Annotated in this window: 12 protein-coding genes; 4 read left to right on the top strand and 8 right to left on the bottom strand. The window is 43.1% G+C overall.

Features of this window, described 5'->3' with window-relative positions; genetic code table 11:
• Positions 1 to 16: 16 nt before the first annotated feature.
• Complete coding sequence (gene carA, locus BVC89_RS08545; RefSeq protein WP_173780753.1) at positions 17 to 1,171, bottom strand: glutamine-hydrolyzing carbamoyl-phosphate synthase small subunit; 1,155 nt, start codon at positions 1,169 to 1,171, stop codon at positions 17 to 19.
• A gap of 698 nt (positions 1,172 to 1,869) precedes the next feature.
• On the opposite strand from carA, the gene BVC89_RS08540 reads away from it, so the two are divergent.
• A complete protein-coding gene (locus BVC89_RS08540) occupies positions 1,870 to 3,348 on the top strand; it encodes a response regulator (RefSeq protein ID WP_086930787.1) in 1,479 nt (492 codons plus the stop codon).
• Between the two features lie 48 nt (positions 3,349 to 3,396).
• On the opposite strand, the gene dapB is transcribed toward BVC89_RS08540, so the two are convergent.
• The 4 genes from dapB to grpE form a co-directional block, all read right to left on the bottom strand.
• Positions 3,397 to 4,203 carry a 4-hydroxy-tetrahydrodipicolinate reductase gene (gene dapB, locus BVC89_RS08535; RefSeq protein ID WP_086934556.1) on the bottom strand — a complete coding sequence of 269 codons (807 nt, stop codon included), beginning with the start codon at positions 4,201 to 4,203 and terminating at the stop codon, positions 3,397 to 3,399.
• Between the two features lie 180 nt (positions 4,204 to 4,383).
• Positions 4,384 to 5,514 carry a molecular chaperone DnaJ gene (dnaJ, locus tag BVC89_RS08530; RefSeq protein ID WP_086930786.1) on the bottom strand — a complete coding sequence of 377 codons (1,131 nt, stop codon included), beginning with the start codon at positions 5,512 to 5,514 and terminating at the stop codon, positions 4,384 to 4,386.
• A 344-nt stretch (positions 5,515 to 5,858) separates the two neighbouring features.
• Positions 5,859 to 7,784, bottom strand: coding sequence for a molecular chaperone DnaK (gene dnaK, locus BVC89_RS08525; RefSeq protein WP_086930785.1), 1,926 nt, complete (start codon positions 7,782 to 7,784; stop codon positions 5,859 to 5,861).
• Positions 7,785 to 7,926: 142 nt separating this feature from the next.
• A complete protein-coding gene (grpE, locus tag BVC89_RS08520) occupies positions 7,927 to 8,529 on the bottom strand; it encodes a nucleotide exchange factor GrpE (RefSeq protein WP_425428371.1) in 603 nt (200 codons plus the stop codon).
• A 208-nt stretch (positions 8,530 to 8,737) separates the two neighbouring features.
• Here grpE and recN point away from each other — a divergent pair, with 208 nt between their 5' ends.
• A complete protein-coding gene (recN, locus tag BVC89_RS08515; protein WP_086930784.1) occupies positions 8,738 to 10,408 on the top strand; it encodes a DNA repair protein RecN in 1,671 nt (556 codons plus the stop codon).
• A 112-nt stretch (positions 10,409 to 10,520) separates the two neighbouring features.
• Here recN and fur read toward each other — a convergent pair whose 3' ends face one another.
• The gene (gene fur, locus BVC89_RS08510; protein WP_086930783.1) at positions 10,521 to 10,928 is read right to left on the bottom strand and encodes a ferric iron uptake transcriptional regulator; all 408 of its coding nucleotides are present in this window, start codon (positions 10,926 to 10,928) and stop codon (positions 10,521 to 10,523) included.
• Between the two features lie 81 nt (positions 10,929 to 11,009).
• Between fur and BVC89_RS08505 the strand changes: the two genes are divergently transcribed.
• Positions 11,010 to 11,423 (top strand): outer membrane protein assembly factor BamE, encoded by a 414-nt coding sequence (locus BVC89_RS08505; protein ID WP_086930782.1) that lies wholly within the window; start codon positions 11,010 to 11,012, stop codon positions 11,421 to 11,423.
• Positions 11,424 to 11,456: 33 nt separating this feature from the next.
• Here BVC89_RS08505 and BVC89_RS08500 read toward each other — a convergent pair whose 3' ends face one another.
• Complete coding sequence (locus tag BVC89_RS08500; RefSeq protein WP_086930781.1) at positions 11,457 to 11,795, bottom strand: RnfH family protein; 339 nt, start codon at positions 11,793 to 11,795, stop codon at positions 11,457 to 11,459.
• Between the two features lie 57 nt (positions 11,796 to 11,852).
• A complete protein-coding gene (locus BVC89_RS08495; protein ID WP_086930780.1) occupies positions 11,853 to 12,293 on the bottom strand; it encodes a type II toxin-antitoxin system RatA family toxin in 441 nt (146 codons plus the stop codon).
• A gap of 425 nt (positions 12,294 to 12,718) precedes the next feature.
• On the opposite strand from BVC89_RS08495, the gene BVC89_RS08490 reads away from it, so the two are divergent.
• A complete protein-coding gene (locus tag BVC89_RS08490; protein WP_086930779.1) occupies positions 12,719 to 14,140 on the top strand; it encodes a sodium-dependent transporter in 1,422 nt (473 codons plus the stop codon).

Raw genomic sequence — 14,140 nt, 5'->3', positions numbered from 1 at the left:
TCGCGGTACACTCTGACTAACGGCGCTCTCGCATTAAATCAATAAAGTGGTCAAATAATTCTGCTGCATCATGAGGTCCGGGGCTAGCTTCGGGGTGACCTTGAAAACTAAACGCTGGTTTATCCGTGCGATGAATACCTTGCAAGGAACCATCGAAAAGTGACTCATGAGTGCTTGTTAAGTTATCTGGAAGGGAGTCTTGGTCTACTGCGAAGCCATGGTTTTGACTGGTAATCATCACCTGCCCAGAAGTTAGGTTCTTCACTGGATGGTTAGCACCATGGTGGCCGAACTTCATTTTTTTGGTCTTGGCGCCGCTAGCCAAGGCTAACAATTGATGCCCCAAGCAAATGCCAAATACGGGAATATCTGTAGTCAGTATTTCTTTAATTGCGGCGATTGCATAGTCGCATGGTTCTGGGTCACCTGGACCATTGGAAAGAAAAACACCATCAGGTTTCATCGCAAGTACATCAGCAGCCGGTGTAGTAGCAGGTACAACGGTTAAATCACAACCCCGATCCACTAACATGCGCAAGATATTGCGCTTAGCGCCAAAATCATAAGCGACCACTTTATAATTATCGCCATCGGTTTTATCACAAAAGCCTTTGCCTAGCTCCCATGAACCGCTTTCCCAAGGGTACGTCTGTGTTGTTGTCACTTCTTTTGCTAAGTCCATTCCTTGTAAGCCCGCAAAAGACTTTGCCATTTCCAAAGCTTTAGCCTCGTCAATCTTGCCCGCCATTAGACACGCATTCTGCGCTCCACCGTCTCGCAACAAACGGGTTAATTTGCGCGTATCGATATCGGCAATACCGATTATGTTCTTACTCTTTAAATAGTCGTCGAGGGATTGTTCATTTCTAAAGTTACTTGCCAGCATTGGCAAGTTTCGAATAACAAGGCCTGCAGCCCACACATTCGAACACTCCTCATCTTCTTGGTTGCTGCCGGTGTTGCCAATATGGGGGTAGGTTAAGGTGACAATTTGTTTTGCGTAGGAAGGGTCGGTAAGTATTTCTTGATAGCCTGTGATAGCAGTATTAAAGACCACTTCACCTGCACATGCCCCATCAATACCAATTGCTTTGCCCTTAAATATAGTACCATCTTGTAATACTAAAACAGCGGGACGGAAGTTAATTTCACTGGCAAAAGCCTTAGAAATTTGCCCAGACACTTGCGCTTGCTCCAAGTTTAAACTCCTCCAAAAATAAACAGTTTGTTGGTCATTCAATTTTATCTAATCGCTTAGTCAGGCCGAACGAAAGAGCCAAACATACGTTTGGAACGAAACCCTTATAAACAATTGTCTAACAGCAGTTTGCAAAAAATTGAGATAAAGTAAGGTTTTCCCTTAGTATTTATCTAACTGGCTACCTAACTATATCAATTTATGCTATTTCACTTATGAAATTTGAAACTAACGAATTCTGAAATCAACGAATCCCGAACTTCATCTGTAATTTAGACAGCCTGATATGGCTCGTCTGACTTGAGAGCGAATTCTACGTTAATTGATGCATCTATGTCCACGTCAATCTAAGCAATATAGGAGATTAATAACTATGGCCAAAAAAAAAATTTTATCACAGCTGGCTATTGTGAGGCCCATTTGTGAGACCCATTGAATAGTTCTGCGTGTCCCTCTCAAGATATACTGATCGAGCAATATGTGTGGGTCGTGCAAGAATTTATTCATTGCATATCAATACCATGTTAAACCTGGTGGAACTTGCACCACTTTTGTGGCGCGTGGCCAAATTTGCCCCTACCAGATGCAACAAACTTGCAGTCCCGAAAACACAACAGTAATGCGGTGTATTTAATCATCGCTGGGCCTATGTAAAAAAACAGAGAAGAAACATGCCACTATCGCGCGCGCTGATTGTCGACGATTCGAGAACAGCTCAACACAGACTAAGAAAGCTCCTTATACGTTATGAACTAGAAGTAGATATGGCAGCGTCTGCCGAGGAAGCGCTAGGTTATTTGAGCTATAAAATGCCCGCAGTTATATTTATGGATCACCATATGGAAGGCATGGATGGCTTTGAGGCATTGAAAATAATTAAGGCCAACCCCTCCACGGCCACCATTCCGGTGATTATGTATACTTCAAAAAGTGATAATCTCTATGCCGGCCAGGCCCATGCACTTGGCGCTTTGGATACGCTGTCGAAGAATTTAATGCGTCCATCTCGTATTGAGGAAGTATTGGCCAAACTTAATATTTATCCAAATACAAAAACAGCCGTTGCTAGTACAAGTAAAAATAAAAGCGATCATTCCGCTGCAAATAATTCCGCAGCCCCAACAACTAATTCCACAGTGGCTAATTCCACGGCAACCAAGGATGCCCCAAAAACTCGCACATCTACTGTGGCCAAAAGCGCTAGCAAAAAGTCCGATATAAACGCTGCTAAAGTTGAACAAAAAATAAATCCGAATGAGTTCAAAGCTCAAATCGCGAGGTTATTTGAACTGCACATCGCTGACGTGCGTACTCAAATCTCAGAAAACACCAAGTTCATTGTTAATCGCCTTGCCAGTGATATTAAAGACTCTTCGAATCAAGAGACCTCAATTAATGATGTACCACTTTCTATTATCAATGAAGAAGCTCGTGCTCAGACCAATAAAATTGGTTTGGTTTCTAATACTTTATTAAGTTTAATTTTAGTAACACTTGCCGCCGTATCTTTTCAGCTATTCCAGTCTCACAAACGCACCGATAGATTGGAAGAACAGTATGAATCATTGGCAGATTCCAATTACCAAGCCAATCTATTATTGAGCGATCTCGTGGCTGGTGGAGGAAACCAAAATTCGCCTTTAGCCAACAGCTCAGTCAATCACAAAGAGCTATTGGATACCATCAGTTGGGCTGCGGCAATTGATACACATTTTACTTATGGCCAAGCACCATTGAACGAAGCCCAGGTACTAAATTTACAGAACTTAACTTTCCGCTTGGATTCGGCAGGCTTCCGTGGATTTGTGGAATTAAATATTCATTTAGGCAACTTTTGTCTAACACAGAAAAATAATGGCGAATGGCGAACACCAGACCCTAGCACTCCTGTATCAGACTGTGTCTTTCTCAATACACAAAAAATTGACTTGTCGTCTGAAAATTATGCCAGCTTACCCTATCTACAATTTGAGCAGACAACCGCCCCCATACAAAACGGTGATATAGAATTTATGATCAATGTCAGCGCTTTTGAAAATCCGCTTTTCGCCTATCCTGATATTCGTCCAACATTGCTTGCCGGTGAGTGGAATGCCGTTGCCCAGAAAAACCAACTGGTGGCACTTTCAATAGAATCTACCAATAACTAACCATCCATTTTGAAAAAGGCAAGGAGCCTTTTTCAAAATAATCTTAAATTACTTCAACCCCAGTACATCCTGCATACTATAAAGCCCCGGTCCTTGCGTTGTTATCCACCCAGCAGCGCGCACAGCGCCGCGAGAAAACGCCATACGGCTCGATGCTTTATGAGTAATCTCTATACGCTCGCCATCAGCTAAAAACGATACCGTATGCTCACCGACAACATCTCCACCTCTAACAGTAGCAAATCCAATAGTATCTGATTGACGTGGCCCTTCCTGACCTTCACGCCCATATACGGCAACTTTGGCTAAATCACGATCCAGAGCTTTTGCCACAACCTCTCCCATACTGATTGCGGTTCCCGATGGCGCATCGACTTTATGACGATGGTGGGCTTCAACAATTTCAATATCCGAATCTTCACCCACAACCTTGGCAGCAAGCTCCAAGAGTTTAAAAGATAGATTAACACCAGTACTAAAGTTGGAGGCAAAGCAAACGGCAATATCCTTAATAGATTGCTCAAATAAGGTTTTTTCAGCTGCATTAAAGCCGGTTGTGCCAATCACCATCGCACGTTGTGCGCGCTTACAGATATCAATATTGTTTAAGGTTACCTGAGGTGAGGTGAAATCAATTAGCACGTCAAAATCATTCAACACATCAGCAAGGTTATCTACCAGTTTGATACCCGTTTTTCCGATACCTGCAAGTTCTCCAGCATCGGCACCAACAAGAGAACTGCCAGGTTTAACAATCGCCGCACCCAAAGTTACTTCGTCACTCATTTGAACAGCTTCAATTAAAGATTTTCCCATTCTTCCAGAAGCGCCGGTTATCGCTATTTTGACTGTCATATCTACACCCAATATCTATGCCCCAAACATCATCCGCATGATTTAATGCGGTATTATTTTTCTACCTAGAAAAATCTATATTGTCTAAACCTATAATATTAATGCCCATAAAAAAAGCGTGTATTTTATTGTGCAATAAAATAACACGCTTTTTCAAAACTAGAATCTGTCCACTCTAATTTATATTTTCATATCACCAAAGAATTTTTTCATCCCTTCAAACCAGCTCTCTTGCTTAGGTGAGTTCTTTTCACCTTTCATACTATCTTTCAGTTCTTGCAAAAGCTCTTTCTGCTTTTTAGAAAGATTAACTGGAGTTTCTAGAACAACACGGCAAAGTAAGTCTCCCGCTGCGCCACCGCGCACAGGTACCACACCTTTACCACGCATTCTAAATAGCTTGCCCGTTTGAGTTTCGCCTGGGACTTTCAACTTCACTCTGCCGTCGAGCGTAGGTACTTCCAGTTCTCCGCCCAAGCAGGCATCAAAGATACTAATAGGCACTTCACAGTAAAGATTTTTACCGTCGCGTTGAAAGAATTCATGCTCTTTAACATTTACCTGAACATATAAATCTCCAGCAGGGCCACCATCTGTACCCGCTTCGCCTTCTCCAGACAAGCGAATACGATCTCCAGTGTCTACACCTGGCGGAACCTTAACAGAAAGGGTTTTGGTCTCTTCTACACGACCATGGCCATGGCAGTCACGACATGGGTCGCTAATAATAGTCCCTTTACCACGGCAGGTAGGACAAGTTTGTTGAACAGAGAAAAAACCTTGCTGCATACGCACTTGACCAACACCGCCACAAGTAGAACAGGTTGTCGGCTTAGTGCCCGGCTTAGCACCGCTACCATCACATGTTTTACATGCGACCAGAGTAGGCACTTTAATTTTAACTGTCGCGCCTTTAACTGCATCTTCAAGGCTTAAATCTAAGGTATAACGCAAGTCGGAACCGCGCGCAGGGCCGCCTCGACGACCACCGCCGGCACCACCGAATATATCGCCGAATACATCTGAAAAAATATCGGAGAAGTTACCACTGCCAAAGCCATGGCCACCGCCCATGCCGCCAGCACCTTCTAATCCAGCATGTCCATACTGATCATAGGCAGCCTTCTTTTGTTCATCAGAGAGGACTTCATAAGCCTCGCTGGCTTCTTTAAATTTCTCTTCGGCTTCAGCGTCATCTGGGTTTCGATCCGGGTGATACTTCATCGCCACACGACGATAAGCTTTCTTCATTTCTTGACTCGAGGCGTCCTTTGAAACCCCAAGAACTTCGTAATAATCGCGTTTTGACATGGGTTAAAACTTTTCCAGTAAATAGTCGGCTCTTTGGCTAACTCTAATACGCGCTAAATCAAGGCGCAGTATTACATTCAGTCAACACAAAAAGTGGCACAACGCCGATAAATGTTTACGAATTGAATCGTAGAGAGTTGCTATGGTAAGGCATGCATAATGTAACGCCGCTGATACCAAAACTTACCATAAACACAACAAACGCGAGCAATGCCCGCGTTATATTTGGAGTCACTTTAAAACCTTATTAAAGCTGCAAACAATACCCATTGAATACATTCACACGCCTACGTTTAAAGTTGAGAGCGACTCCGGTGAATTACCACAGCGGCAAGCCAAAGTAATTACTTATCTTCTTTCACTTCTTCAAACTCGGCATCAACAACGCCCTCATCAGCAGGTGCTTCTTGCTGAGCAGCACCAGCGTCACCTGCGGCACCTTCTTGTGCAGCTTGCTCAGCATAAAGTTTTTGTGCCAATGAGCTAGAAGCTTCAGTAAGCTCTTTAGTAGCAGCGTCCATGGCTTCTTTATCATCACCTTTTACCGCTTCCTCAGCTTTTGCTATAGCCGTTTCGATTGCAGACTTTTCTTCAGCAGTGGCTTTATCACCAGCTTCTTCTACTGTTTTCTTGGTCGCGTGAATTAAACCTTCTAATGTATTGCGGGCAGAAACCACTTCTTCAAACTTACGATCTGCTTCGGCATTTGCCTCTGCGTCCTGTACCATTTTTTCGATTTCTTCATCACTCAAACCAGAAGAGGCTTTAATCACGATAGATTGCTCTTTGCCCGTCGCTTTATCTTTGGCAGATACGTTCAAAATACCGTTGGCGTCGATATCAAAAGTCACTTCGATTTGTGGCATTCCACGTGGCGCAGGTGGGATGTCAGCAAGGTCAAAACGACCCAAAGATTTATTTTGTGTTGCTTGCTTACGCTCACCTTGAACGACATGAATAGTTACTGCCGTTTGGTTATCCTCTGCTGTTGAGAAGGTCTGAGACTTTTTGGTTGGGATAGTCGTGTTCTTCTCAATTAATGGCGTGGCCACACCACCCATTGTTTCGATACCTAAAGTTAGCGGTGAAACGTCAAGTAATAAAACGTCTTTTACATCACCAGCAAGCACAGCACCTTGAATAGCAGCACCCATCGCTACCGCTTCATCAGGGTTAACATCTTTACGAGGCTCTTTTGTGAAAAAGTCCGCAACTTTCTGTTGAACCATCGGCATACGCGTTTGGCCGCCCACAAGAATCACATCATCGATATCGTTGACAGAAAGATCGGCATCGTTAAGTGCAATTTTTAATGGATCAAGAGAACGCTGAACCAAATCTTCTACCAATGATTCAAGCTTAGCGCGCGTTAATTTCACCACTAAATGCTTAGGACCACTTGCGTCAGCAGTAATATAAGGCAAGTTAACTTCTGTCTGCTGGCTAGAGGACAACTCGATTTTTGCTTTCTCAGCGGCTTCTTTCAAACGCTGTAAGGCAAGTGGGTCGTTATGCAAATCAATACCATTTGTCTTTTTGAAGTCATCCGCTAAGTATTCAATTAGGCGTAGGTCGAAGTCTTCACCGCCTAAGAACGTATCGCCATTAGTAGATAACACTTCAAATTGATGCTCGCCATCAACATCTGCAATTTCAATGATGGAAATATCAAAAGTACCACCACCTAAGTCATATACGGCAATGGTGCGATCGCCTTTTGCTTTATCCATACCATAGGCAAGTGCCGCTGCCGTTGGCTCATTGATAATACGCTTAACATCTAAGCCTGCAATTTTACCGGCATCTTTAGTTGCTTGACGTTGAGAGTCATTAAAGTAAGCAGGCACAGTAATAACAGCTTCAGAAATAGTCTCACCTAAGTACTCTTCAGCTGTTTTCTTCATTTTCTTCAATACTTCAGCTGAAATTTGCGGTGGGGCTTTTTGCTCACCTTTCGCTTCAACCCATGCATCACCGTTATCTGCTTTAGAAATGGTATAGGGCACCATGGAAATATCTTTTTGAACAACGTCGTCGGTAAACTTGCGACCGATAAGACGTTTAACAGCAAACAAGGTATTTGTAGGGTTGGTTACTGCTTGGCGCTTAGCACTTTGGCCAACCAAAATTTCATTATCATCTGTGAACGCAACAATAGAAGGAGTAGTACGATCGCCTTCTGAGTTTTCAATAACCTTGGCTTTACCGCCTTCCAATACAGATACACATGAATTCGTTGTACCCAAATCAATACCAATAATTTTGCCCATTGAAATTTCTCCAATTACTCTTAATTTTGCCTGTCAGGCCAAAAATTTATTAATGTGTCAGCTTTATCAAAGCCTGTCACAATTCTCTTAACTGTTAATATTTGTTCTAGACCTATGTTTTCAAGGGTCTTTTCACTAAGATTTAGCTATCGGCCTTAGAAACCACGACCATAGCCGGACGCACTAAGCGGCCATTTAAGGTGTACCCTTTTTGGAAGACATTGAGCACGGTATTTGGCTCAACATCTGGGTTAGGCACCATCGACATCGCCTGATGATACTCAGGATTAAAGGGCTCGCCCTCAGGATCAACTGGCTCAACTTTATTGCGAGCAAAGCCATCCACTAAAGTTTTAAGAGTTAACTCGACACCCTCAACCACAGCCTTGATATCTGCGCCTTCTGCAGAAGCAGCCTCAATAGCTCGTTCAAGGTTGTCGGCAACGGGCAGCACATCATTAACAAAACGCTCAACACCAAACTTATGCGCTTTCTCTACATCTTGCTCGGCACGGCGACGAATATTTTGCATCTCGGCAGTTGCGCGCAAAGCCTGTTCTTGTGCTTTCGCTAATTCAGCTTCCAACGACTCAACTTTAGCAGCCAAATCGGATGCACTCTGATCAGGCGAACCTTGCGTCATATTTTCTTGGCTATCGCTTGCTGTATTATCACTATCGATAGTCACTTGATCATCACCCAACTCTTCTACTGGATTATTATCAGGTTGGTGTTCGTTGCCCACAGTTATCTCCGTTTGAATTCTTAATTGGTTTACCAACGTGACACTTGAGCTCAAGAGCCACAACTTTAATATCGATTGACCGCAAATATGGGGGCAATGGACATCGATTCAAGAGTAAAAAGTTGCTAATTTTCACTCATGATACTGGATAAAAATACAAATATACTGTATAAATTAACATAGATTGTACTATTTCGAGGCCTCTAGAATGCTGACACACATGCACGTAAAAGACTTTACTTTGGTGGATCAACTCGACATAGAGTTACACGAAGGGCTCACAGCGATTACCGGAGAAACCGGCGCAGGTAAGTCTATTATGCTGGGTGCTCTTGGCCTCACATTGGGCGACCGCAGTGATGGCAGTAAGGTTAGGGCCGGATGCGAACGCGCCGATATTCATGCCAGTTTTGATATCTCCACCCTGCGCTTTGCCCAAAAATGGCTGCGAGAAAATGACCTAGAACAGGGTGACGAATGTATTCTAAGGCGTGTCATCACTAAAGAAGGACGCTCAAGGGCTTACATTAATGGGCAAACAGTCACCCTCCAGCAGCTGCGCTCGTTCGGAGAACGCTTAATCGATATTCACAGTCAACATGAACACCAGTCCCTATTGATGCCGCAAACTCACAGGCGGCTTGTGGACGACTTTGCCAATGCTTCTCAACTCTCTCAGGATGTTAAACACGCTTATTACCTCTGGCAAAATGCCTATGAGCGTTTGCAACAAGCGCAGCATCAGGGTGAAGAAATTGATGCGCGTTTTCAACTGCTGAGTTACCAAGTGGACGAGCTGAACCAATTAGACCTGCAGGAAAATGAGCTGGAAGAACTGGAACGAGAACAACGCATTTTAAGCAGCGCTGAAAGCACACAACAACACTGCCAAAGTATTATCGATATCTGTGATAGCGATGGTGTTGGGCTAAAAGATCGTATGGCACAAGCCATTCGCTTATTCAATGAACTAACCGAAAAGCCAGAGACTTTAGCGGAGGTAGATAATTTACTACAAACTGCCCTCATCAGTATCGAAGAAGCTCAATCTGATATTTCCCGTTACCTCGATGATAACAACCAAGATCCTGCCCGCCTGCATCATGTGGATCAGCGCTTAAATAGTATTTATGAAATCGCCCGCAAACACCGCGTAGCACCCGATCAACTTAGCCACCTACACCACAGTTTGGCGGAAGAACTCAGTAAATTACAGAGTGGTGACGAATTACTGGCAACACTTGAGCAAGAAGTCTCAGAACAGCGTGAACACTATGATGCCTTAGCTGGCAAACTTTCCCAAAAACGCCAAAGAGCCTCAACAAAACTCGCATCTGCCGTGAACAAGAAATTTGCTTCCCTTGCTATGGCAAGCGCAAAGCTCAAGGTCGCCCTTGAAAAGGCTGAAGAACCCTCAAAACATGGAAATGAAAAGATTGAGTTTCTTATTAGTACTAACCCTGGCCAAGCACCTCAACCCCTGCAAAAGGTAGCTTCTGGTGGCGAACTATCCAGAGTGAGCCTGGCAATTCAAGTGGTAACCGCACAGACCTCCACCACCCCCACACTAGTATTCGACGAGATCGATGTAGGTATTGGTGGAACTACAGGAGATGTGATTGGCAATATGTTGAGAGAGCTTGGAAGTAAGGGGCAAATTTTTTGTGTAACTCATCTGGCTCAGGTCGCCAGTAAGGCGCACCATCATTATCGCGTGGAAAAACATGTAACTAAAAAACAGGCCTCATCCTCATTGGAAGTATTGCAAGGCGACGAGAAGATTATTGAAATTGCCAGAATGATGGGGGGCAGTGTGGAATCCAAACAATCATTGGCACACGCAAAACAGATGTTAAAGGCAGCTACTTCAGATACTTAAAGCATATATCTTTAGTAAGAAAGGCCAATTACTAAAGACTATAATAATAACAGATATTTTCACTACAAAAATTAGGGCTTTTCAGCCCTAAAAATAATACTAAAAACTCAATTTACACCTTGGGCTTCACATAAAGCACTAAATCATGGCCTGTAATTTCGTAGCCATGTTCGTCAGCAATTTTTTCTTGCAAGGCTTCAATTTGCTCGTCGTGAAACTCTATGACTTTACCTGTTTCCACACATACCATATGGTCATGATGCTCACCGCGCTCAAGCTCAAATACAGAGTGGCCACCATCAAAATTGTGCCTCACAACCAAGCCAGCGCTCTCAAATTGCGTCAATACGCGATAAACAGTAGCTAATCCAACATCTTCACCCGCATCAAGTAAGGCTTTATATACATCTTCTGCACTCAAATGCCTCTGTTGGGAATTTTCTAGAATTTGAAGGATCTTAACCCTAGGTAAAGTAACTTTGAGTCCAGCTTTTCTTAGCTCTTGATTTTCTACAGCCATTAGTTAGTTCTCCAGGGGCTTCTCAGGTTGCAATAAGATCGGTATTATCCCTGCCATTGAAGTATTCGGAAACCCCTAACCATGCAAAAACTGTCAAAAACTCTGTACCTATTTATTTTAACTATTTGTTTATCTCTACTAGGTGCATGTTCATCGTTAAAATTTCCCGGTGTTTATCGAATACCTATCCAGCAAGGAAACTACCTCGAAGAGGATATGATTACTCAGCTCAAAGAAGGACTCACCAAACGTCAAGTGCGTTTTATTATGGGGACTCCTATGATTGAGGATACCTTCAACGCTGATCGCTGGGACTATTTTTATAACGTCAAGCGAGGCGATACAGAAATCAGCGCTAATCATTTTATAGTCTATTTTAAAGATGATCGCTTAACTCATTGGGAAGGTGACTACACCCCCATAAACAAACAAGTAGAGAAAGAGCAGGATAAAGCACTTAAAGATACAGAAAGAAAAGAGAAGGCGAAGTTTTAGCGCTTTAAACTTTTACGCTCTATCTTTTACAGCCTATGCCTTCGCACCTTCGGCCTTGGCGTTTTCAGCTTTAGCAGCACGCCTTCTTCTTACTTCCTTGGGGTCTGAAATTAGAGGGCGATATATTTCTACTCTATCACCCGGCTTCATCACGTATTCTTTCGGTGACTCCAAACCCTTTGTTCCAAGAGTCTGGCCAAAAACTCCCATTTTTGCCTTATCGATATCGAGATTGGGAAAATAGTCGGTAATCTTCGATTTGCACACCGCAACATAGGCTGTTGTTCCAGGTTCGACCAATAACTCCACAATTTTTTGGCGCTTGGGCAGCGCATAGGCAACCTCGACACACATGGGTTCAGTATCAGACATATAAACTTCCTATACTTTTAAACTATCTTCTAGCTATTGCCGCGACAAAGTTAGCAACTACTCACTCTTCCCGTAGACTCTGACAGCGCGCTGGCAAATAGCATCCACTTGCTCCGAAGCAATCATTTCAAAAACTTTACCAGCAGCCAAAGCAATGAGCTTACTGGTGAACTCAAACTCCAACCAGAAGCTAATTTTGCATGCCTTCTCGCTAAGAGAAGAAAACTCCCATTCACCTTTCAATGAAGAGAATGGGCCCTCCTCTAGGTTCAACGACATATTTGTCGGAGGCTTCAAGGTATTACGAGTAACAAAGGATTGTTTAATACCAGCACGTGAAATATCCAAACGTGCCACAACCGTATCAGCACTTTCTTGTAAAACTTCAGATCCTACGCAGCCGGGCATAAACTCAGGGTATGAAGGAATATCGTTAATAAGAGCAAACATTTGCTCTGCCGAATAAGGCACCAAGGCTGATCGCTGGATGCGTTTCACTGCTGTTAATCACTCCAAAAGCTTTATAGATAAACGCGCTATTGTAGGGTCTGAGACTCTAGAAGCCAACACTATTAGGGATTGCTCGCCACCTTGAGCAGAAGAAGGTCTACAACAGTCGTAATACCAATGAGCAGCGATATCCCATATTTAAACCAATATCGAGACTCACGAACATAATAGATAAACCCTACGCTGAGACAGGAAGTCTTAATCTTGTTACCATAGCGCCCCAAAAAACGGGCAACACAATGATTTTGTGAGGATTTCTTAAGGAATTTAACTTTCAATCCGTTTATTTAAGGATTTGCCCCGAAACAGTTTTAGTTCTAACAACTTATTGAAAAGTTCCCAGCGGCTCAATAAGCTGCTAGACCCACGCTTAGGGTCGAAACAAAAAACATAACAATTAAGCGAGGAGTAATATGGCTGCCAATCGAGAACAATTTGGCTCACGTTTAGGTTTTATTCTTGCAGCTGCAGGCTCAGCTGTTGGCATCGGTAATATTGTGGGCTTTCCCGTGGCAGCGACCAAAAACGGTGGCGGTGCATTTTTACTAATCTATGCATTGATGGTCGCCCTGCTATGTTTACCTATAATGATGGCCGAGTTCGCTGTTGGCCGCACGACGAAAAAAGATCCGCTAGGCGCATTTGAACAACTGTCAGATAACTCAAGGGGCTGGAGTATTGCTGGTTTTTTATGCTTGCTAACCCCCTTTATGATTGCGGTATTCTATACCGTTATTACTGTTTGGATTTTCGGCTATCTCTATAACGCGTTTATAGGCAACCTCGATAAGCTTGCGCAACCCGAGTATTTTGGCGAATTCATCAACAACGGCACCATTTTCATACACATGATTATCGTCGCTTGCATTGTCGTGGCGATTTTAATTAGCGGTGTGCAAAAAGGTATTGAACGAGCAGCAAAAATCCTAATGCCTGCCCTGTTATTCATGTTAGTGGGGTTAATGATTTTCGTTTTAACCTTAGACGGCGCTTTCGAAGGTGTTAAATACTTCCTTATTCCCGACATCGACAAAATAGACGCTAGCGTTATTAGTGCCGCTCTTTCCCAGGCGTTTTTCTCTTTATCATTGGGAATGGGAACTCTGATTACCTATGGCTCCTATATGAGTCGAAAAACCAACCTACCCGATTCCGCGAAACTAGTAGCTTTGGCAGACACAGCAGTGGCATTTATTGCAGGCCTACTCATTATTCCCGCAATTTTCTCGTTTAACCCCAATACCGACACAGAACAACTCAGCGACTCAAGCGTATCTCTTATCTTCAATTTCCTCCCTAAAATCTTCCTAGCACTAGAAACCACTGTTGGCTATATAGGTGCATCGATCGTTGCAACAGTTTTCTTCTTATTGGTATTTTTCGCGGCTATTACTTCTCTCGTTTCCCTCGTGGAAGTTCCTGTTTCAGGGTTGATGGGCAAAAAATCTTACTCAAGACGTAAATCACTGACCATTTTAATTACCATCATCATATCGCTTTCATTCATCTGTGCCACATCTTTCGGAATGTTAGATTTCTTCACTAAATTCCTTCATTACGCAGGTGCTGACAAATCATTTTTTGACTTAGTTGTCGATATTTTCTACGACACAATCCTGCCGCTAAATGGTTTCATGGTTTCTATTTTGGTGATTTATCGTTGGAAAAAACATAATTTTAATGTCGAAATGGAACACGCCGATGCCCCTTATCACGGTACATTACTTGAACGTTATGTAGACTTTTCACTGGGCACAATTATTCCATTTATTCTCGCTGTCATCTTTATCAATACCGTAGGTATTAAGTTTTTTGGCACTAACCTTCTATTTTAA

Source organism: Agarilytica rhodophyticola (assembly GCF_002157225.2).
Classification (GTDB): Bacteria; Pseudomonadota; Gammaproteobacteria; order Pseudomonadales; family Cellvibrionaceae; genus Agarilytica; species Agarilytica rhodophyticola.
This window is presented reverse-complemented; position numbering and strand designations above follow the sequence as displayed.